Origin of the sequence: Hymenobacter fastidiosus, assembly GCF_039539565.1 — a bacterium.
GTDB lineage: Bacteria > Bacteroidota > Bacteroidia > Cytophagales > Hymenobacteraceae > Hymenobacter > Hymenobacter fastidiosus.
Genome location: NZ_BAABDJ010000007.1, coordinates 37209 through 57987, shown reverse-complemented (window position 1 = coordinate 57987; position 20779 = coordinate 37209). Strand labels below are relative to the sequence as shown.

Sequence of the window (20779 nt, the reverse complement as noted above, 5' to 3'; positions counted from 1 at the left end):
TCTGGGGCCGTTTTCGGGTCAGGGTACCGCCTTCGGGTAACGCGAAGTTTTCCTTGGCTGGTCGTTGCGGACGGCCGCAGCCAACCCGGGCCGGGCGTCGCGAAGTACAACTTCGCGTTACGGTGTTCACGGTTTGCTGATCTGTGGGCTAAACTGCCGGGGCTGCTTAGTTGCTCGGAATCAGATACCCCAACGACAGCTGAAAGGCGGAGTTGCGGGCATTTTTCAGGTCGCCGTCGAAGTAGGAGCCATCGTCGCTTTTCACGAAGTCGCTGAAGGCGCCGGTGTAGCGCAGGTTCAGGCTCACCCCGTTGTCGGCCTGGTAGCCGATGCCGGCTACGTAGCCCAGCTCGTTGCGGTTGAGCCGACTCAGGTCCTTCTGGTTCCGGGCGGTGGAGGTGCTGGTGTTCCCGCTCAGGCCGGAGGTAGTGGTCACCGTCGTCTCATCTTTCACGTTCAGCAGGTAGGAGTACTGCGGGCCGGCTTCCAGCACCAGGCCGCCGGCGTTGACCTTGAGCAGCACCGGCACGTCGAGGTAGTTGTAGTTGACCTTGCCTTCGCGCTTCTGGGTAGTCCCGAGGATGTTCCGGTACTCGGTGGGCTTGTTTGCGAAGCCTTTCTGCGAGAACAGAATCTCGGGCTGTACCGACAGGAACCCGTCGCCGCTGAGGTCGGCATTCAGCATCACCCCACCCAGGAAGCCGATTTTGTTGTTGTAGGTAGCCTCGTTTTGCAGGTCGCCGCCCAGGTTGGAGTAGTTGGCTCCGGCGCGTAACCCCAGCCGCACGCCCTGAGCGCGGGCCGCCGACGAAAACAGCGCGGCTACGGAGAGAATCGAGGCCAGGAGGAAGGAGGTCTTTTTCATGTTGCAGAAGAAAGGGTGACGGAAAATGCCCGGAGCCGGAGCCGGCAAGTCGGGTAGTAGTGGCCTCCAAACGCCATTTTCAGGCCAACCTGGCTCCAGCCGAACAAAAAAAATGTGGCTCCCGATCCGGGAGCCACATTTTCAAAGAGTTAGCAAAATCTATTTGCCCAGGGGCAGCAGGTATCCCAATTGCAGCGTGTAGGCATTGTTGAACGCTTTAGGCTCGTTGTCGATGTCCTTGCTGTCGATCAGGGAGTTGAAGCCCCGGGCGTAGCGCAGGCCAATGCTCAGGCCGCCATCGGTCATGTAACCCAGGCCGGCCAGACCGCTGATGTCAAACTGAGAAAGGTCAGACTTGTCGGCGGCATCGCGCGTAACGCCGGTATAGTCGCGGAAGCCGGAGTTGTCTTCGACCTTGTCTTTGTCGCCGTTGGTGTATTTGGTAGTAGTCTGCTGCTTCACCTTAGATCCGAACAGGTAGCTCACCTGCGGACCCAGCTCGAAGAACAGGCCCCCGGCATTGATTTTAGCCAGCAGGGGCACGTCGAGGTAGTGGAGCACCCGCTGCTGCTCAATTTCCAGCTTGGCAATACCAGCTCCGGGGTTGGTCTGGGTAGAGGAAATCTCGTAGCCCTTGCGGTTGTAGAGCAGCTCCGGCGAGAAGGAGAAGAACCCGTCGCTGCTGATGGGCAGCGTAGCCGAGATACCGGCATTGTAGCCCGTCTTGTAGTCGCCGAAATCACCGGAATAGCCATTGCCAGTGATCTGACCGACGTTGTCGCCGGAGATGTTGGAGTAGGTGGCACCCGCTTTCACGCCGAGGCGAAAACCGCCGGCATCCTGAGCATTAACGGTGCTGATGCCGGCCGCAGCCAGGGCACAGGTGAGTATTACGAGCTTTTTCATGGCAAGTGGAGTCTAAGTGTGAAATGGGGGTGGGGTGGTCAGCTATCTTCCGTCCGAAACAACGCGCAGGCTGGTTTATGGCACTCTTAGCGTAAAGCAGGCCGCCAGGGTTACGTTGGGCTGCAGATTTTCCCCGGAATTAATCAATTGGTAGCCTGCGTACTGCCTGCGAATTACTACACAGCCAGTCGCTTATCCCGGCGTCTTCGCTGGTCCCGGTTACTGGGGCCTACGGTGGGTTTCACTACTTTTGGGACGCTGCTTCTCTGCCTTATGCTTCCCATTGCTGTTCGCTGCCTTCGTCTGTTGCTGTCCGGTCTGCTTGGTTTGGCCAGCCTGCCGCTCTGCGCCCAGCAAGCCATGCCAGCGTCAGCCAAGGGGCCGCTGGTTTTTGGGGCCTACGCGCAGGGCAGCTTTATCATTGCGCACACGCCGGCCGTGAGGCACCTGGCCGTATCGCACCCCGCGGGCCTGGAGCTGAACGTCCAGCGCCAGACCAACGGCTCGGAGCCGTGGCACGCGTGGTATAAGTACCCTAAAGTTGGGGTCAACTTCGTGTATTACGACTATCGTAATCCGGTGCTGGGGCGCTCGTATGCCAGCAGTATTTACCTCAGCAAAAGCATTGTGCGCACGGCCCGGCACGAGCTGAACTTCCGGATCGGTACCGGTATCGGCTTGTTTCCGGTGCGCTTCAACCTTGCTACCAACCACAAGAATACCATCGTCAGCTCCCGGCTCAACGCCATGCTTCAGGGCCGGCTGGAGTACGACGTGGCCGTGGCCGAACACTGGGGACTCCTGCTGGGGCTGGGGCTCAATCATTATTCCAACGGGGCCACTACCAAACCCAACTTCGGCATCAACCTGCCCACGCTGCTGGTCGGCGTAAACTACCATCAGCAACGGCCTTTCCGGCCGCTGGCGCCGGCGGTTGCTACCGTCCCCACCACGGTGGGTACCGCCTTTCTGGATCTGAGCGCCAGTATGGGCTGGAAGCAGCGCAACGAATCGGACCGCCGCAAGTACCTCGTCAACTCGGTGTCGATCATGGCCGGCCGCCGCATAAACCGCAAAAGCAACCTGGTGCTGGGGTTAGAAGGCTTCTACGACCGGAGTCTGGCCGCCCAGCTGCAGGATACTACCCGCGCCGGCCGCTACCAGCCCGACGTGAAAAAGGCGGGTCTGTTCTTCGGGCACGAGCTGCTGTTCGGCCGGCTGGCATTCGGGTCGCACCTGGGCTTCTACGTCTACAATCCCTACAAATCCAACAAGTTCTACTACGAGCGCCTGAGCCTGAAGTACCACGTTACGGACCGTTTCTGGGGAGCCGCCGACCTGAAGATTCACCGCGGCGCGGCCGACGTAGTGGAGCTGAAAATCGGCACGACGCTGTGAGGCGGTGAGATGGTGAGGGGGTGAGTTTTTCCTTCGTGATTACCTGGGCGAGAGCAGGGCGCGGTTCGGCCCTCTGATCTGACGGTTGAGCAAGATAAAATGGGATGGTGAGCGGCGTTCAGCTTATTTCACCACTCACCACTCACCACTCACCACTTCACCGATGGAAACGTTTCTGCTCGTTAACCGCTGGGTGCATATCGGGGCCGGCTTCCTTGGTTTTTTTGTGGCTCCGGTGGCCCTGTACGTGCGCAAGGGCGGCCCGGCTCACCGGCTTTGGGGACGGGTTTTCTTCTGGGCGATGATGGTCGCCGGGACCACGGCTATTGTTTCAGCTGCTTATCAGGGCCTCACGTTTCTGCTGCTCACGGGCATTTTTAGCCTGTATCTGGCGTGGTTCGGCTACCGCTCCCTCTACCATAAGCAGCTGGGCCGCGGCGAGGCCCGCCCTGCCGTGGCCGACTGGCTGGGCGTGGGCCTGGGTACCCTCGTGTTTGCCGGTACGGTGGCGTACGGCCTGCTGCATTTCAGCCGCAACCCGGTGCCGGTGGTCTTCGGCGCTATTGGTCTGATGACGACTACGCGGCAGATCCGGGGCTTTCTGCGCACCGGACCCTGGCCGGCCGGGCAATGGCTGATGAACCACATCTCGGGCTTCGTGGGCTCCTACATTGCGGCGGTGTCGGCGTTTTCGGCCACCAGCCTCACCTTCATTCCCTTCCCGCTCAACTTTTTGTGGCCTACGCTGCTGATCGTCCCGGGTATGATCTGGGTGCAGCGCCGCTACCAGGCCCGCTTCGCCCGGGGCCACCGTCCCGCCGAGGTGGTAGAAGTGCGTATCCAGCCGGAAGCTAGCGGAGTCAGGACCTAGGAGCGCAACGCCAGGCCGGAGCTTGTATGGTACTGTCAGCGGCGTTTGCTGATTACTGCCGCTCTCACTACCGCACCAGCGCCTGGTTGATGTGCTTGACCAGGGCCGGGCCTTCGTAGATGAAGCCGGTGTACAGCTGAATCAGCGCGGCGCCGGCGGCCAGCTTTTCCCGGGCATCGGCGGCCGAAGCAATGCCGCCCACCCCGATAATCGGCAGGCTGCCTGCGGTGTGCTGGTGCAGGTAGCGGATCACCTCGGTGGCCCGCTGCCGCAACGGCCGCCCACTGAGCCCCCCCGCGCCGATGCCGGCGACGGTGCTGGCCGGCGTGTTCAGGTCGGCGCGGCTGATAGTAGTGTTGGTGGCTACGAGGCCGCTGAGCCGGGTTTCGCGGGCGATGAGCAGGATGTCGTCGAGCTGCCCGTTGGTGAGGTCGGGAGCTATCTTGAGCAGCAGCGGCTTGGGGTTGGGTCGCGCCTGGTTGCGCTCCTGAACCTGCTGGAGCAGGGCAATCAGGGGCTTCTTTTCCTGCAGGTCGCGCAGGTTGGGCGTATTCGGCGAGCTGACGTTGACCACGAAATAGTCTACCACCTCGAACAGGGCCTCAAAGCCGGCCACGTAATCGGCGGCGGCCTGCTCGTTGGGCGTATCCTTATTCTTGCCGATGTTGCCCCCGATGATGATGCCGGAGCGGCGCTGCCGCAGTCGTTGGGCGACGGCGGCAGCCCCATCGTTGTTGAAGCCCATGCGGTTGATGAGTGCCTCATCTTCTTTCAGCCGAAACAGGCGCGGAGCCGGATTGCCCGGCTGGGCCCGCGGCGTCACCGTCCCGATTTCCACGAAGCCGAAACCCAGGGCCGCCAGCTCATCCGTCAGCTCGGCGTTCTTATCGAAGCCCGCCGCCAGACCCACGGGGTTACGGAATTTGAGCCCGAATACTTCCCGCTCCAGACTCGGGTGCTCAAAATCATACAACTGCCGCATCAGAGCCGCCGTGCCGGGCAGGCGGAAGCTGCGCTTCAGGTTGTCGAACACGAAATGATGGGCCTGCTCGGCGTCCAGTTGAAAAAGCAGGGGTTTCAGCAGGGCTTTATACATAGCAGACCGCAGTGGGTAGGGGATGCAAAGCTCCTACTTATTCGCTTAAGATAGTGCGGCGGCAACGAATAGTATGCCGACTTTTTTTAGGTAGGTATGTAGATGATGCTAAAACAGATACGGTATTGGCGGCTAGGCCGGGCCACAGATAAGCCGCGAAAAGTTTGGATGTCAGCGGCAGGACTAGCACTTTTGCACCCCCACAAAGCGAAACTCTGCTTCGCCATCCGGGAACCGATTCTGTAGCTCAGCTGGTAGAGCAGTACACTTTTAATGTACGGGTCCTGGGTTCGAATCCCAGCGGGATCACCAAAAACCCTCATTGCAATCTGCGGTGAGGGTTTTTTCTTTAGTGGGTATGTGAGTGGGTATGGGCAGCGGAGCTGAGTACGCTATTAATAACTGCTGCGTGTAAGTGCGGGTAAAGGCCGACAAAGTATCTTGGCATTTCATCTGTAAAGCTGCCCCAGAACAATGAAAGATTCTTTTATCCCTGCTCCTGAGGCTCCACATCCTCACTTGACGATTGAGTGGACGGCTCAAATTTGGCTTATGACTGAAGCCATGGCTACCCAAACTGAGCAGCCGGCTTTGCGAAATGACCCTTTAATGCAGCCATTCGCTTTGCATGCGTACTACTTAGTAATTCCTGAAAAGTCGCCAAAAGGATTCAGCCTAGAACGTGCTACTACACGTCACTACGAGAAGGCTCTCTTAGACCAATTGGTGAACGCGAGCATGGCGCAAGTCGCACCCTTATTGAACTGGCACTTTCAGCAAGCTGCCTCTCCTGCTGGATTCATTGAATATGTGCGTGGATTGATCGAGACGGATTTATCTCGTCTTACTCCATTCGATTATCTTGTGCTAGAGACCAGAGAAAGAAACTTTGAAGCCACCTATGCCTGGCTGGAGATTAAGAAAGATGCACAGACCAGTATTGAGGAAATAAAAGCTGGCGCTGATCCTTCGAAGAAGTTGCGGCTGTCCCACAAAGCCAGTATGCTGGCCCTCTCAATTTTTGGGGTGTTTGACCACTTAAAAGATACTGATACCAATAAGAAAGGGGCTTTTATAGCCGGCCTTATCGGTTTCAATGTCCGGAAAACAGAGGATATACTTCGCTCCCTAGACCGAAATAGTGAATATGATATTCGAGCGCTATTGGTGGTTCAGGAACTACATCGGTACTGTGAAAACACAGGTGTTTTAGAATCTCCCTTTGGAAAGGAAGTTGCAAAGCTATGGGCAGCCTTACAGGCCAAAGAGAGTAAGAGTGAGTAAATTATATTCGCTGATAATGAGATGGATATGAAAAACTGAAAAAATATGGAGACTCTCCACGGAGTCTCCTCGCTACCCCTTTTTACCTCCTTTGGGCATCGTTTCACCTAACCCCAGAAGGAATGGCAAATACCACCCATCTCGTCACGCTTACCCAGGAGCAATGCCTGGAATTGGTCGGCACCGCAGTTGCTGAACAGTTGAAACCATTGATGGATGCCTTGCGGCAAGGTGCTGCACGTCAGCAGGCACCAGAGTACTTCACTACTAAGCAGGCCTTGGAGTACCTGCACCTGACCAAGCCGACCCTAAATAAGCTCCGCCGCGAAGGATTGGTCAGCTCCATTCAGTGCTCTGATAACCGGGTGTTATATCACCGCGAACAGCTGGATGCCTATTTGCAATCCAAAATGCAGAAAGGGGGCCCACGTGCATAGTGGCTTGCCTTTCAAAGAGGAAGCAGAAAGTATTCTGTTAAGCTTGCTTGATGCTGAGCGCGTCAAGCCAGTTACCTCAACGCTCTTTAAGCGGACCAAGCATATCCTTTGTTGTTTGATCGGTGCGGTGCCGGGGTATTGCGTGTTAATGCAACTCTGGAACGCAATCGTGCAATTGCGACATGAGGCGAAGCAGGATTCCCGGATGGGCTCGGCAATCATCATTGTCAGGCTACCGGGACGAGGAGATAATGCTTCCAGTAGCATGCGTTTTATCATCGAAGATGATCCGAGCCATGGGCAACACTAAGAAGCCCATCCCCGCTTCTGTTCCTGAAGGGGCAGAGACGGTGCCCCGGAGCCGTCAAAAGCTGCGGGCAATCGAAGAGCACCTCGCCGGCACCTATTGTTTTCGCTACAATGTAGTCAAGGACGTGGTAGAGTGGGGGAGGGTCGATGGCACCGTTGCATTTGGGGTGCTTGAACCGTATGATCTCAATAGCCTAGTCCGCGAATTGGAGCATGCGGGGCACACTATTGGAGCTGATCGGCTGTTGCGCCTGCTGCAATCTGACTTCGTACCGCGGGTCGATCCTCTAAACGCTTATTTCGCCACTTTACCAGCTACAACAGGTGTGAGTACCATCGCGGCTTTGGCCGCTACGGTGCTGGTCGAAGATCCCGTAGAATGGGAGCGGTTCCTGACCAAGTGGATCGTGGCTTGTGTGGCCAACGTATTGCTACTCGATGGGTGCCAAAACCACACATGCCTGGTCCTAATAGGTGGACAGGGGCTTTACAAAACGACCTGGCTTAATCTGCTTTGTCCGCCTAGCCTTGCCGCACAGTATCTATTCACCGGCAAGATTGACCCGGATAATAAAGATACACTCAGCCTACTGGCAGAAAACCTGTTGCTCAATATCGATGACCAACTCGCCCTGCTTACCGGGCGGAGCAGCGACGCACTGAAAACGCTTATTACGTTGCCCGCTGTCAAAATACGGCGCCCCTATGCTCCGCTGTTCACGCACTTACCCAGGCGAGCCTCGTTCATGGCCAGTGTCAATGAAGGCGGCTTCTTAACCGATGCCACAGGGTCGCGCCGTTTTCTGCCAGTTCATGCCCAGCAGATTGACATCGGTGCGGCCCAGGGCATTTCGATGGACCATGTGTGGGCGGAAGCGTACGCCCTGTTTCGGCAAGGGTACAGGTACTGGTTCGATGCCGCTGAAACAGAAGCCCTAAACGTCCGCAATGACGCTTTTCGACACACAACAGTAGAGTATGATGTGGTGGCGAAGTACTTGACGCCAGGAACCACGCCATGTACTCTAGCCGAGTTGAAGAGTGAATTACAGCGGCGCAGCGGCTTGCCGATGTTGGCGGACAGCAAACTGGGGGCGGCCCTTAAGCAGCAACAATTCATCATTACGCAGCCCAGAAGCACGGAGACTGGGGCGGCCCGACCCCGCTACTACGGGGTGCACTGGCGCTAACCGTTAGGTGCCTACCGGTGCTGGTTTGGCCAGAAACCGGGCGTGCCACTCGTGCCGTTTTTCGAGGCCAGTAGCTGCTGGCACGAGTGGCACACTCATTTCCGCGCAAAAGCCCAACGGTTTGCTTCACTAAACAAAAAGTCGAAACCGTGTTTCAGCGCTCCCATGCCCATTCCACGGATTTTAATCGTTTTCCACTCTTTTCCACCCCACCCATGTCCTCATCAAATGTTTGTCTGCAATGTGGCGAAGCCTTTACAGGCCGTGCCAACAAGAAGTTTTGTTCGGAAACACACAAGAATCAGTATCACTATGATAATCGGGAAGCTGCGGGCCGTATAGCGCTAATAGCCCCACTGACGATACCCGCCCGAGCGGCGCGTGTTTCGAATACCAAATCAGCCTCCTCCTTGATCTCTCGGCGAACCCCTTTGCTGGAAGATGCCTCTGAGCGGAATGCTTACGAGCCAGATGAAAACTGGCTCATCCGTCAAGAAGAGGAGGAAGCAGCAGAAGAACGAGCAGAAACGGCCAAGGCCTTACACAAGCTATATAGCACATTGATCGTCAAATGCCTGAAAGCGAACGGTGCAGAACAGGACGAGGACGACCTGAAAACATGGATTGACGCGTTTGATGAGGTTAGTGAAAAATACCGGGCTCATCCCGCGTTACACCAACCACCGAATCAAGTTCACGAAAGGCTGCAGGACTTGTATTGGTTGCGTGACAAATTCCAGAGTTTGTTGGATGAACCGATTAAACAGGCTTCTTTGTGGTTTAGCAATGAGGAAATCATATGCTTCGAGTTGTCTTCCAAACGATTGGCGAGATTAAGAGAGCATTTGTTGGTCTAAAATTAGACTCTGATATTTGATTAAGCAGGGCTGGATATAATTAATTATCCAGCCCTGCTAATAATTGAGCAAGCTGCATCGTGGTATCGCTACCATTATGCTGATTTTATTAATAAATAACTTGAAAAAAGGATGTATAATGTTCATCCTTTTTACGGTATGTGGCTTATTGTTTCATCGGTTGCTCCAATCGCTTCTTGTGTACATGTAAGTAAGAAATGTAGCGGGCATAACGAGTGTTGCATTTAGGGCATCCATAATCTCCTTGCCGGCCAATTTCCTCCATTTTGCCCTGACACTTATAACAAAAATTGACTTGTATATCAGCATGGTATAACTTTTTTGACAGCTGATTTACTAATAGATGATATTGACTGTTTGTGGCTAGCTGGTTCGGCTGGTATACCCTCTCTAGAGTCGCCTTCCTGGATTCTATCATCTGCTTTGAACAGCAACCTCCGCAGTTGGAACAGATGTAAGGTCCCGTCCAGTCGTAGCCCAAATCATGGTAAGTACATCTCTTCGATATTCGGCTATCAATGATAAGTTGGCAGCGCCCATTTAAGCAGGTGCTTAGATATACCTCCTCTTTGTTACTGCATTCAGAATGCGTGCAGTGAAAACGAGTAACGCGGTACAGATGGAAATCAGAATTTCCGACTGGGCGTAGAATTCTCTGGCATGACTGACATTTGAGCCTCTCTAAAAGCTGATTAACTCTGTTGAGGGTTCCAATAAATGAATAATAACGCTCTAGGTCAAAAGGAAGGCCGAGAATGTTGATAAAATCCCGAAGCACGTAGGACTTCCATCTAATCGACGGCTTATCGGCAACTTGGTTGGGGCCAAAACATGGGAAACCTCTACACCACGAAAACGGCATATTGGATTCCTTGTCTAATTTGTTCGATTGGCGGCCCTCACAGCATTTAACACCAATTGGAGCATTATCACGTCTAGGATTAACGATATAGCTGTGAGCTTCCTTTGTTTCCCATTTGAGTACTTTGATTCGCTTCCCATCTTTGTAAAATGCCCCCCCTGCTACTCCGTAACCTACACCATCAATGAAAACGCGCTTGGTGTCTGCGGTTCCCTCCAAACACCCAAACTCCTCGGTATAAGCTTTGCCTTTGTCTGCAGCTTTATCTTTTACCTGTAGAGACTCACCTCGCCCAGTACACTTCTCAAAAAAGTCAATGAAAGTAGGTAGCTCTTTTACTTCCTCACCTACGTATTTTGCTACAAAGTCCAATATATCACGCTCTTGTGGGAAGCAGAGTTGCGTTTTCAGCATCATTAGCGTGGTCAGAACTAGATCAACTGTGTAATCGAGTCTGACACCCATTACTTCTGCCTCCGTCTTACTGTAGCGCACAATTGTATTCAAATCAGCCAAGGTTAGCTTAACCTGTTGATCATCAATTAGCTGGAATGTTTTGCGTAAAAATTGATATTGCTTTTCTATAGGCAGAGTGAAGACTAAAGTTTTAAACCGGGCAAAGTCATAGTAGGTTGATAACCCTTCCAGCCATAGCAGTAGCATCAAAGGTTGCCGCTCAGTCCATACCAGTCTACTCAAGGTGCGCTGCCGTTCCTCCGTCTCTGGTAGACGGCTTATCCAATGTACTAGGAGAGGGGTACTTATTTTCATCAAGTCCCTGGGTTCCTCATCAACCAGGAGCTGCAATAATGTTAAAAGGGCTTCTTCTGTAAGTTGGTTAAGAGCATCTGATTGGGAAAATGGGCTGTCTGTTTCAGGCAGAGCCAGAAATGCAAGTAGTGTGTTTAGAGAAGGAGTGGGGCCTTCAACCTCGAGCCAATTATGCAATTCTGCCCAGGTACGACCAACTTCTCCTGACTGCTCCAGTAATGTGTCAAAAAGTACCGTATCTAGTTTCCGTCTAGCGATGGTTAAGAGGCTGAATATGGGTTGAGGCGCATTATGTGCGTCTCCTTGTATTCGCGCTAACAAATGCTGAGCTGCCCAGAGCCTTACTTGCTGCGTCAGCTCTTTGTTCTGACCAGCAGGTTCCATCACTTGCTGTAAATCCTGGTTGGTCAGCTTGCCGGCTATATCAGTTAGATCTATCTTGAAGCTCGACTCCCGCAGATAAATTAAGACCTGCTGCAGTGCCGTAGCTTTCAAAACAATGCTAGCCTTAATTTCCCCTAGCGCTGTAGGGAGCAGATATTTAGCAAGTTTGTCAACAAGCGTTACAATGCTCGTGTCAATCGTTTCGACCTTATCTACTATTTGACTGGCAATCAAAGTTACTACATGGTCACCGGTGGCAACTTCCAGCAGTTCCAGCAAAGAGGCTTGATCCAGCTGGTTACCTGCCGTATAGATGTAGTCGTACACTGGAAGAATGTACCGATAGGTTTCGTAAAGAATACGCGCCAGCTCCACCTCTCGCAGCTCCGCGAAGTAGTTGCCGGCCTTGTGCTTGGTCGCTAAGGGCCAATGATGGATAGCAGTACCCCAGAACGCTGCCACGTTGGCCCCGCCCGTTGCCTCTAAGTCATTCCGTACTGTTTCAGCTGGCCATATAATGGGTAGGTAGTCGAGAAGCTGCTGAGAAGGAACTCGCTCTAGCGCCAAGCGCATCCCATCATCAGAAAGAGTGGCGAGCTGTCTGAGAGCGGTTACCACCTGCTCAGGCATAGCATAGCTGGCTGCAAAACTTTGCCACCATGCCAGGGCTTTTGCTGGACCTATCGTTGGCAGCAGTTGGTTCAAATGCAGCTGGATTTCTGAAGGGCAGTGTCGGTGTACTTGATGCAGGTGTGCTTGGGCTGCTTCCTCTAGCTGTTCTTGGTCCTGGTGAACAATTATTCCTAGCTGCCAGGTCAGCATCTGTTCCTTAAGTGCCTGGTCTGCTCCACTCAGTGCGTGGCCTAGTACTGTCTGACTGAATGTTCGATAATTATGGCGTATCAGCTCAATGGACTTACTTATTGGAGTAACTTCCAATGCGAAAGCCTGCCCAGTTTCTGAGCGTGTTTTTCTTCTGAAAAATACTGAGTCACCTGCTCGCACCGAAAATTTTGTGACGGATGCTTTGAAGTAGGTGTCGGCAAAGTCCTGTTGCTGAATGAAGCCGTACTCTCGGTCTGCAAAATATTGCTTGACTACACCAAACTGAATGGGCAGGAGAGAGGCCGAAGAATCAGCGGATTTAGGTCGTTGGTCTCGACTTTGCTCCAACATATTCCGGGCAGCCAAAGCCTGGGGTACTGCTAACAACACCGGATTTCCTGGCGCGACCGGATAGGACAATTGGGCGAGGGCCGTTACTATTGCTTCCGTCGTACACCGCAGGGTTTTGGCAAGGTGTCCAATTTCAATGGCTAACTCTTCCTGTGGCACTTCTACTGCGGGCAGCAGCAACCGCAAGCGTTGAGCACTTGGGCCTTTAAGTGAGTCCTTTACTTCGGCCTGCACCTTATCACCCAAAGTGGGTTCAGTATAGTCCCCCTGCAGCGCGGAAAACCGAAAGTGAATAGACTGGTCTAACTCCGGACAATAAAAGAACCCGAATTTCGCAGATTTGCCATCTGCAGACTGCTTATCAATAGCTACGAGAATGTAACCAACTACTTGATTATTCATTCAAAAAATGCAAGAATGTGTGTAAAGCCACTGTATTTTATTTGAAAGTATAATAAGCTATTGTATGATAGCCAGTGATAACGGGGTAAATAATTGAATTATTATGGTTGATTTATGCGTATGCGAAGTTGTTCTATGATTTAGAGAGTGTGAAAAATGTTAGTTGTGTACAGTGGCATTGAGCTTAGCAAACATGTCGTCAATGATTGGAAATTCAGCATGTTTGCTGGGATTGCGCTGCAAAGACTCCGTATACCATTTTCTTATACTGGTGTTGTAAAATTCCGCTAGATTTTTCTTGCTGTCTGCAGTGGTAAATTCAATATTATTAACTTGAGATAATGTAAAAAATATCTTAAAAGTTGTATTTAATTTGAAATAATCTAAAAGCACAAGGTTAGATACAGCATGTTCAAATTCTGTACTCCCACTTAATGAGGTTGGAACTCGCATAATAGACCCTTTAGAGTCTTTAAATGCAATAAAGCTGAATTTTCCTCCTGTGGGATTTCGATTGATTTTCCACTTTGCATAATTATTGCATAAAGAAAATTGAGTGTCCATATCCTCATGTGGCTTCTCATAATTTGGGAAGAAGAATTCTGATATGTCTTTATTTATGCTTCCCATGCTCCACCAATACTCCGGGGATATTTCAACAATTTCTGAATCGCCATATTTGATAGATGTTTCTTCTAAATTAGTATTCATCACTGTGAACTGCTGGTACTCCGTAGCACCAGATCCACTCATTCTGTGCCTTTCGCGTTTTATTAAATGAGAATACTCATCCAATAATGTGTTGGAATAAATGTTGCCAATAAATTTGCAAGTAAGATCTGATTTAATTCCGAAATATGACATGATTGTGCGTTTATAAAGACGAGGAATTTTGAATCCTTTTCTTGAATGCTGCCTGATATGCTTTGGCCATTTGGTCAATCTTATCTTCCTTTTTCTTTATCAGAAGATTGAGATTCCAGATTTCTTTCATGGCTTCGTGAGTTCCAAAGCGGCTTAATTCTTCAGCATATCTAATCAGCTTCCTATACGTGCTACCATTATGTGCATCATTGTCGAACAACACCTTGCGTTCTTTGTCTAAGCGGTCAATAATATGCGCAACCAGCACAATGCCGTTAATCCCGAACTCGTGTTTTAGGTCAATATTAGTTTCCCACTTATCAATCTCTTCAAGTCTACATTCAATTCCTGCAAATACTAAAATATTGTCTTCTACAGGTTGACGACGAACATTAAGCACCTTGCAAGTATGATAATCGTAATTACACTTGGTAGTCTTTTTAGGTATCAGTGTGCTTTCTATCAAATAAATAGTGCCGCTCGTTGACCGTTTTTCAGCAGGTGGGAGTGGATATTGTTCAACCGACCCATCACGACAAATACGAAATGCAGGAGGATTCATGGAATTGATGTTATTCGTCCAGATTCTGAATTTCCTCTAATAACCCCGCTTCAGCTAAAGCATCCTCCTCCTGCTGCTCATCGACTTCCTCATTTGATACAACCACCGCAGTAACTACCTCCGGTGCCGGCCAGATAGCAATAGCCCAATCAGCCAGCAGGTTGGCACGCTTCAGAATTGCTTGCTTGTTCCACACTGGCTCACTGGCTACCGACTGGTTGAGCTTGATAGGGCTGGTCAGAAACCCGCCTGCCATGGTCTTCTTCTCCGCGAATGGCCGGTCGCTCAACTCCGAGTTATAGCCCGTCAAGGTGAGGTTACCAATGGTGTGCAGGTAACGACTGTGTACATCTTCCCACTCTGGTCCTAATTCTGCCTGCCACGCTTCTGACACATTCTCGTTCTGAGGCATAATGTGCTCCACCGTGTAGTTGCCAATATTTACGTGCTCCTTCTGCTCGTAATTGGCCAAGTGTGATAGCAAGTAGTCCCGGGTCCGGCGGGCGTGATAGGCGTCACGCTCCACAAACCGGTTACGGAACTCTTCATCCAATGGGAAGCGCCGGTTATAGCCCAGTTCCAGAAACTGCTCCTTCACCGAGTTGAAGTAATCCTCCTGATCCAGGTCCCGCGCAAAGGTAGCAAAGGTGCTGTTGAGCGTGTTGGTGGGAATCTCACAGATAGACCGCCGCACCACGTAGCGCTCAATCATTCGCACTACCTCCGCCAGCTGTGCTTTCGTCAGCTTGCCCTGCTCACAGGCAGCGTAGGCATCAATCAGGTAAGGATAGGCTACTGTCACCCCGAACGCCCGCAGTTGCTCTAGGGCTTCTCTTAGTTCCTGGTGCTCTTCTTTCTCTGGCTGCCGGAGCCGCACATAGTACCGCGCGTTCTGATACAGTTCTTTGGCCAGCGCCTCGACGTTACCCTCACTTACCCGACCAGTCGCGTACTCGTTCTTGAACGTCTGATATACCGTGTAAATATTAATCAGCTTAGCCAGCTTTACAGTCAGGAAGTCCCGCATGTACTCGCTGAACATGGAGGCATAGTCGTCTCCAAACGAAGCCTCCATTGGATACCAGTACCGCTTGTACAAATCATCCTGCACGGGCTTTGCTTGCCCCATCAGCACGTAGTTCCGGATAAGATCCGATTGGTCCAGTGGCTTGCCCGTCGAGTTCAGGCTCTCGAAAATGAGCTGTGGATTGTCAACCCCTGCTTCGAGTGATACACCCACTACCATCAACTTGCTGATGCCGGCCCACAAGTCCGCTACGTTAGCTGCAGCAACCTGCTCCTGGAAAAACTCGAAGTTCTCCCGCACCCGCTCCGAATTGCTTTCCGGCAAAGGATTACCGTTCACCACGGAAATCAGCGTTGCCTTATCTCGCTTCGTAAGCAGCAGCCGTTGCGCCAGTTCCCCCTGCTTGTAAAGGTTGGTGAGGTAAAGGCCACGAATTTCCGCGCTGCTAGTATCCTGCAGCGGCTCTTCGTTATTATGTAGGAAACGTGCCACGGCAGTTAGCAATAGCAGCACGGTAGTCAGCCGCTGCTGCCCATCAATTACCAGAGAAGCAGGTATGGTCCCAATAGCGTGGGCTGACTCCTGGTAGTACACCACCGAGCCCATAAAGTAGCTCGGCCGGGCAGCATCCTTACCGACCAGCAGAATGTCATCAAACAGCTTCTGACATTCCTCACGTGACCAGCTATAAGGGCGCTGGTAGATAGGAATTGTGAACTGACGTGGGCCTTGTAGCAGGCCTAAAAGTTTTACCTCGTTAGCTTTCATGAAGATTTTAAGATTAGATTATTGATTGTCATCTCTCTACCATTTCTCTGTCATTCCAATAACACCATCTACTATTTTATTATTTGCATTAGAGCGAGCGACACCAATACTATCTCTGCTAATTTTATTTCCCAGCTTTAAATCGTCGACCACCTCAACCTCATCGGGGGGTAGAGTCTGCGCATGTACTTCTGGCGTTGCGATAGGCCCAACAAGCACATTCCCGTTTTGTATATCGTAAACACCATCAGGTGTTAGTCGGTTCATTAGTTTCTGTTCAGCAGGAGTTGGTGTGTACATGATTGCCTTTCGAAAAATTTTGTATTACTTATTTAAATTTATTACGACTGTTACTATAATACTATTAACTCTTGATTCAGCAGATGCGCAAATAATAACTCACAACGGCTGCTCTTGCTCGCCCCATATATAGGGCCGCTGAAATAGAGGTAATACAAGCCGACACTCCTGTTCGAAAATCTGGCCTACAGTTAATTTGCTCGGTATCATGTCTACTTGCAGGAAGTGTAGTTTAATTAAGCAATTTGTTGGACGTCTATTGCAAAAGAACGTTTACTCATTTTAGCTTGATAAATTTTTGCGTTGGGGAATTTCTTGGCTTCATTCATTATACTCTCTTTATCATCTTGTGATATTTTACACCCCAATATTATTTCGCGCAAACATCCCAAGTTGTACTGAAGATTCTTCTTTGCAGCATTCGCCTTGAAAATTCTAACCTCCTGCTCGTAACTCCATAAGCTGGATTTTGTGCTGTACACTTCGGCTATTTCACGTATCGCAGCATCTCCACGTAATCCAAGCCCAGGTATGATTTCAGGATACTTTTCCTGATAATTTAATGCATGAATAGTTCCTCCAACAGAATCAAATAAACAGTTTGTGTCAAATCCTAAAACGAATCCTTTGTGATTATCACTGTAATGTGACCACATTAATATATTGTCAGATTTCTCGGATAAAGAAAGTACTCCTATGAATTTATTGTTTTCTATATATTTCCTTTCATGAAAGTCATCCAGATAATCTTCATCCCTCATATTAGCAAAAGCTTCTTGAGCTCTAGACTTAATGAATTCGTGACTTTCATTTGGATAAGCCCCGATAGCAGATTTCTCTAAGCGCTCAAGAAGCTCTTTATCGGGTATCAAATCATACCTTAGATGAAACTTTGAATCAAATGGGTCGTTGAATTCATCGGCAGAAGCGAAGTGTAATTCAGCCTCTGTTAATGTTCTCTTATGCCATTTATCTGACCAATAACGGTATTTATAAATGACAGGAGGCAATCCATCAGAAGGCTTCGGATTGGGTGAAGTGTGCAGTTCAAACGGAGTTGCCATAATTTGTATTAAAAAAGTGCTGGCTGTTCAGATTAAGCCCAATACCGCGCCCCCAGCGTCGCCTGATTCAGCAGATGCTCGTACACCGCATCCCGCTTCTCCAGAAACACCAGCTTCGTGTAGCCCTCCTCGGGCAACTCCGCATCCAACACCCCACCAATCATATCCCGCACCTTCATCTGGAGCTGCGGATTCTTGTGCCAGTCAGGGGTGAGCACGTGCTTCTTGGTGGCGTTGTCCTGCAGCTTGGCCAGCAGGTGCTGGGCTGCTAGCTTCACTCGGTCTTTCTCAACTTGCTTTAGCTCGCCCACAAACAGCAGGTCGAATATTTCCAGCTCATCCTCGCTCAGCCCTTCGGCAGCCGACCGCTTATCCTCCTCCTGCAGCTTGCTCAGGTAGTCTTTCAGCGCCGCAAAGAAGGCCTCCACGTCCGAGCTGGCCGTATTGTACTGCTGGATGATTTCGTGCAGCTTCTGCGCCAGGTCTACCCGGCCCACGTTGCGGTTTAGCAGCTGCTGGGTGCGGTCCTGCAGGAAGGCGACCATATCCGTAATAGCTAGGTTCTTATGCGGGCGCTCCTGAAAGCGCGTTTGCAGCTTCTCCAGGTCAATGCTGCTCAAGTTGATTTCCTGCCCGCTCGTGTCAATCGAGTAGCCCTTGCCGCCGCCTTGGGCCACAATGGCCACGTCAATCAGCTTATCAGCCTTCACGCGGGCCCCGTCGAAGTTGCCGCTGTCGTCCTGCTGCCGGCCCATAATGCGCCGCACATACTCCAGCACGTCCTTCGTGCGCCGGTAGCGGCCCAGGTAGGGCCCGCCGCCCTTCAGCAGCTCCTCGGTCAGAATATCGGGTTTGCATGCTTGGTAAAACGACGTGACCGCCGTCTGGTACACCCCGAACTCCTTCTTCAGCTCATCGGTCTTCGACAGCGCGTCAGCCATGTCGTCCAGCTGGCTCAGCTTGTCGAAGGTGGCTTTGCTATCCAGCACTTCGGTCAGGTTCAGGCCCTGTTTGCCCAGAAACTTCACGGCCTCGCCAATAGCAGCGTCCAGGTGACCCAGCAGGGCTTCAAAGTCCTCGGCGGGATAATCTTTCTTCTCCCCACCCTCGGTATTCTTAGCCTTGGCATATTTTGCCAGGGCTTTTTCCAGCCTGCCTCCGGCCATCAGCCCGTAGTAGTCCACAATCAGCCCGTTGGTCTTAGCGATGGGCATCAGTGTGGCCTCGGTGGCCACAGCGCCGGCCTCATCTAGCGCCACGGCTACGCGGTTGGCCCGCGCGATGGTCTGCATCAGGGTGTGGTTCTGCAGGGGCTTGTCCAGGTAGAGCGTCGAAACGGTGGGCGCGTCGAAACCCGTCAGCCATTTGGCGCATACGAACACCAGCCGCAACGGACTCGTGGGGTCCCGGAACCGGTCTTCAATCGTGGCGTGGTCGTCGCCCCACGTCCTATTCATTAGCTCGCGGTGAAAGCGGATATCGAGCTTTAGTTTGGCAAATCTTTGCTCTTCATCAGCATCTTCGCTCACGATGACGGCCATTTCTGTAGCCGTCATCCACTTGAGGCGCTGCTCCAATTCCAGCCTTTCGGCACTGCCTTTCGATGCGGTATAGATCAACCCCTGCACCTGTTTTAACTTCTGGTCCCAATGTGCTACGACTTTGTCATACATCTTCACTGCAGTGACCTTATCCAGGCTCACCATCATGCCCTTGCCCAGGTAGCCCCGGTTCGGAAAGTGTGCTACAATGTCCTTCGCCACCACGTCTAGCCGGTCGTTATCGGTTATTACTGTTACCACGTTGGCATATTTGCGCGTCAGCCGTTCCTGTTGTTCATCGCTCAGGTTTTCATCGGCCATGATTTCGGCAAACTCCTCGTTCAGCGCATCATTCTGCAGCTGCATCTGCGGCACCCGGTTGTGGTAGTACAGCGGCACCGTCGAGCCGTCGAGCACGCTCTCCTGGAAGTTGTACTGGCTCACGTAGCCCCCGAACCACTCCTTGGTCGTCTCCACCGCATCGAGCAGGGGCGTGCCCGTAAAGGCCAGGTACGACGCGCCCAGAAACGCCCGGCGCATGTTGTCGCCCAGGTCCTTGTACTGGCTCCGGTGGGCCTCATCCACCAGTATCACGTAGTCCTCGCCGTGGGCCGTCAGCTCCGGAAACAGACCGCCGCCTTTGCCGGTGGGGTTCTTGAACTTCTGAATCAGGGTGAAGATAATGGGCGCGTTGGCCTTCACCAGCTGGCCCAGGTGGGCGGCGCTGGTAGCCCGCGCTGGCTGCTTTTCCTCCAGCAGCCCCGAGCGCACGAACGTCTTCCAGAGCTGGTCTTCCAAGTCGTCGCGGTCGGTTACCAACACGAACTTCAGGTTGTCGCCCCCGCGTAGCCGCTTGCGGACTTTCTGGATGAACAGGGCCATCGAAAAGCTCTTGCCCGAGCCCTGGGTGTGCCAGAACACCCCCAGTTTGCCGGCCAACTCCCGACGATTTTCCAGGGCCGCCACCGTGTTGTTCACGCCCAGGTACTGGTGGTTCTTGGCCACAATCTTGGCCCGGTTGGCGTAGAAGAGCACGAAGTTTTCCAGCAGGTCCAGTAGCGTTTCCTTCCGAAACAGCGCCCGCATTACCCGCTCAATGTCGGTTTCGTCCTTGGGTACTACCGCTTCGTTCTCGTCGGCTATTTTCTCCCAGTTGAAAAACTGCTCCCAGTCGGCCGTGTGGCTGCCCACTTTGGTCACGTAGGCGTTGCTCAGCACCACTACCAGGTTGTAGTCGAACAGCTGCCCGATGTCGCGGCGGTAGTCGGTCAGGTTCTTGTCGTAGGCCTGCCGGGTATCTTCCATGGCGTTTTTCAGCTCCACGAACACCAGCGGCAGCCCGTTCACGAACACCAGCAAATCGGGTCGGCGGGTGGCCTTGCCCCGGATGGTGAGCTGCTGCACCACCGCGAAGTGGTTGTTGGCGGGGTGCTCGAAATCCACGTACCGCACCCGCGTCAGCACGGCCTCGCCCTTGGCGTTCTTGGCCCCCGGCAGGTCCTTGCCTTTCTGGAGCAGCTGCGTAACGGCCCGGTTGGCCTCAAAGCGGTTCATGCCCGGCCGCGGCTCCGTCAGCAGCTTCAGCGCATCGTGCAGAATGGCCTCGGGGGCGTGGTGGTTCAGTTTGCGCAGGCTTTTAGCCAGCTGGTCCAGCCGCACCACGCCCCGCGTATCAGCCCGCCCGAATAGCTGGTTGGCGGCCGTTTCCTCCTTGCGGTGGAGGTTGAGGTGTTCGTCGTATCCTAATTCCTTCATCAGCACCTGCACGCAGGCGCGCTCTATATCATCTTCGGTAATAAAGGCCATAATAGCGTAGCAGCAGGA

The 20779-nt window shown here is 52.4% G+C and carries 16 protein-coding genes and 1 tRNA gene; 7 read left to right on the top strand and 10 right to left on the bottom strand.

Features of this window, described 5'->3' with window-relative positions; genetic code table 11:
* Positions 1–166: 166 nt before the first annotated feature.
* Positions 167–865, bottom strand: coding sequence for a porin family protein (locus tag ABD833_RS05195; protein WP_345071436.1), 699 nt, complete (start codon positions 863–865; stop codon positions 167–169).
* Between the two features lie 159 nt (positions 866–1024).
* A complete protein-coding gene (locus tag ABD833_RS05190) occupies positions 1025–1771 on the bottom strand; it encodes a porin family protein (RefSeq protein WP_345071434.1) in 747 nt (248 codons plus the stop codon).
* Positions 1772–2044: 273 nt separating this feature from the next.
* Between ABD833_RS05190 and ABD833_RS05185 the strand changes: the two genes are divergently transcribed.
* Both ABD833_RS05185 and ABD833_RS05180 read left to right on the top strand, forming a co-directional pair.
* Positions 2045–3169, top strand: coding sequence for an acyloxyacyl hydrolase (locus ABD833_RS05185; RefSeq protein ID WP_345071433.1), 1125 nt, complete (start codon positions 2045–2047; stop codon positions 3167–3169).
* A gap of 163 nt (positions 3170–3332) precedes the next feature.
* On the top strand, positions 3333–4040 hold the full coding sequence (locus ABD833_RS05180) for a DUF2306 domain-containing protein (protein ID WP_345071432.1): 708 nt from the start codon (positions 3333–3335) through the stop codon (positions 4038–4040).
* Positions 4041–4107: 67 nt separating this feature from the next.
* Here ABD833_RS05180 and ABD833_RS05175 read toward each other — a convergent pair whose 3' ends face one another.
* Complete coding sequence (locus ABD833_RS05175; protein ID WP_345071431.1) at positions 4108–5136, bottom strand: quinone-dependent dihydroorotate dehydrogenase; 1029 nt, start codon at positions 5134–5136, stop codon at positions 4108–4110.
* 236 nt (positions 5137–5372) lie between these two features.
* On the opposite strand from ABD833_RS05175, the gene ABD833_RS05170 reads away from it, so the two are divergent.
* The 5 genes from ABD833_RS05170 to ABD833_RS05150 all read left to right on the top strand — a co-directional run bounded on the left by ABD833_RS05170 (position 5373) and on the right by ABD833_RS05150 (position 9213).
* Positions 5373–5448 (top strand) — tRNA-Lys (locus tag ABD833_RS05170).
* Positions 5449–5610: 162 nt separating this feature from the next.
* Entirely contained in the window at positions 5611–6420 is an 810-nt protein-coding gene (locus ABD833_RS05165) for a hypothetical protein (RefSeq protein ID WP_345071430.1), read from the top strand.
* Positions 6421–6542: 122 nt separating this feature from the next.
* Positions 6543–6857 carry a helix-turn-helix domain-containing protein gene (locus tag ABD833_RS05160; RefSeq protein ID WP_345071429.1) on the top strand — a complete coding sequence of 105 codons (315 nt, stop codon included), beginning with the start codon at positions 6543–6545 and terminating at the stop codon, positions 6855–6857.
* A gap of 284 nt (positions 6858–7141) precedes the next feature.
* Entirely contained in the window at positions 7142–8356 is a 1215-nt protein-coding gene (locus ABD833_RS05155; RefSeq protein ID WP_345071428.1) for a VapE domain-containing protein, read from the top strand.
* 215 nt (positions 8357–8571) lie between these two features.
* Positions 8572–9213 carry a hypothetical protein gene (locus tag ABD833_RS05150; RefSeq protein ID WP_345071427.1) on the top strand — a complete coding sequence of 214 codons (642 nt, stop codon included), beginning with the start codon at positions 8572–8574 and terminating at the stop codon, positions 9211–9213.
* Between the two features lie 166 nt (positions 9214–9379).
* Here ABD833_RS05150 and ABD833_RS05145 read toward each other — a convergent pair whose 3' ends face one another.
* From ABD833_RS05145 to ABD833_RS05115, 7 genes are all read right to left on the bottom strand, one after another.
* Positions 9380–12829: a S1 domain-containing protein gene (locus ABD833_RS05145; protein WP_345071426.1), complete on the bottom strand. Its 3450-nt coding sequence runs from the start codon at positions 12827–12829 to the stop codon at positions 9380–9382.
* A 159-nt stretch (positions 12830–12988) separates the two neighbouring features.
* Entirely contained in the window at positions 12989–13624 is a 636-nt protein-coding gene (locus ABD833_RS05140; RefSeq protein WP_345071425.1) for a hypothetical protein, read from the bottom strand.
* A gap of 79 nt (positions 13625–13703) precedes the next feature.
* Positions 13704–14255: a hypothetical protein gene (locus tag ABD833_RS05135; RefSeq protein WP_345071424.1), complete on the bottom strand. Its 552-nt coding sequence runs from the start codon at positions 14253–14255 to the stop codon at positions 13704–13706.
* A gap of 10 nt (positions 14256–14265) precedes the next feature.
* Positions 14266–16050, bottom strand: coding sequence for a DUF262 domain-containing protein (locus ABD833_RS05130; RefSeq protein WP_345071422.1), 1785 nt, complete (start codon positions 16048–16050; stop codon positions 14266–14268).
* Positions 16051–16086: 36 nt separating this feature from the next.
* Complete coding sequence (locus tag ABD833_RS05125) at positions 16087–16350, bottom strand: hypothetical protein (RefSeq protein WP_345071420.1); 264 nt, start codon at positions 16348–16350, stop codon at positions 16087–16089.
* A 236-nt stretch (positions 16351–16586) separates the two neighbouring features.
* Positions 16587–17414, bottom strand: a complete 828-nt coding sequence (locus ABD833_RS05120; RefSeq protein WP_345071418.1) for a DUF2971 domain-containing protein — start codon at positions 17412–17414, stop codon at positions 16587–16589.
* A gap of 32 nt (positions 17415–17446) precedes the next feature.
* On the bottom strand, positions 17447–20761 hold the full coding sequence (locus tag ABD833_RS05115) for a type I restriction endonuclease subunit R (RefSeq protein ID WP_345071417.1): 3315 nt from the start codon (positions 20759–20761) through the stop codon (positions 17447–17449).
* Positions 20762–20779 lie beyond the last annotated feature (18 nt).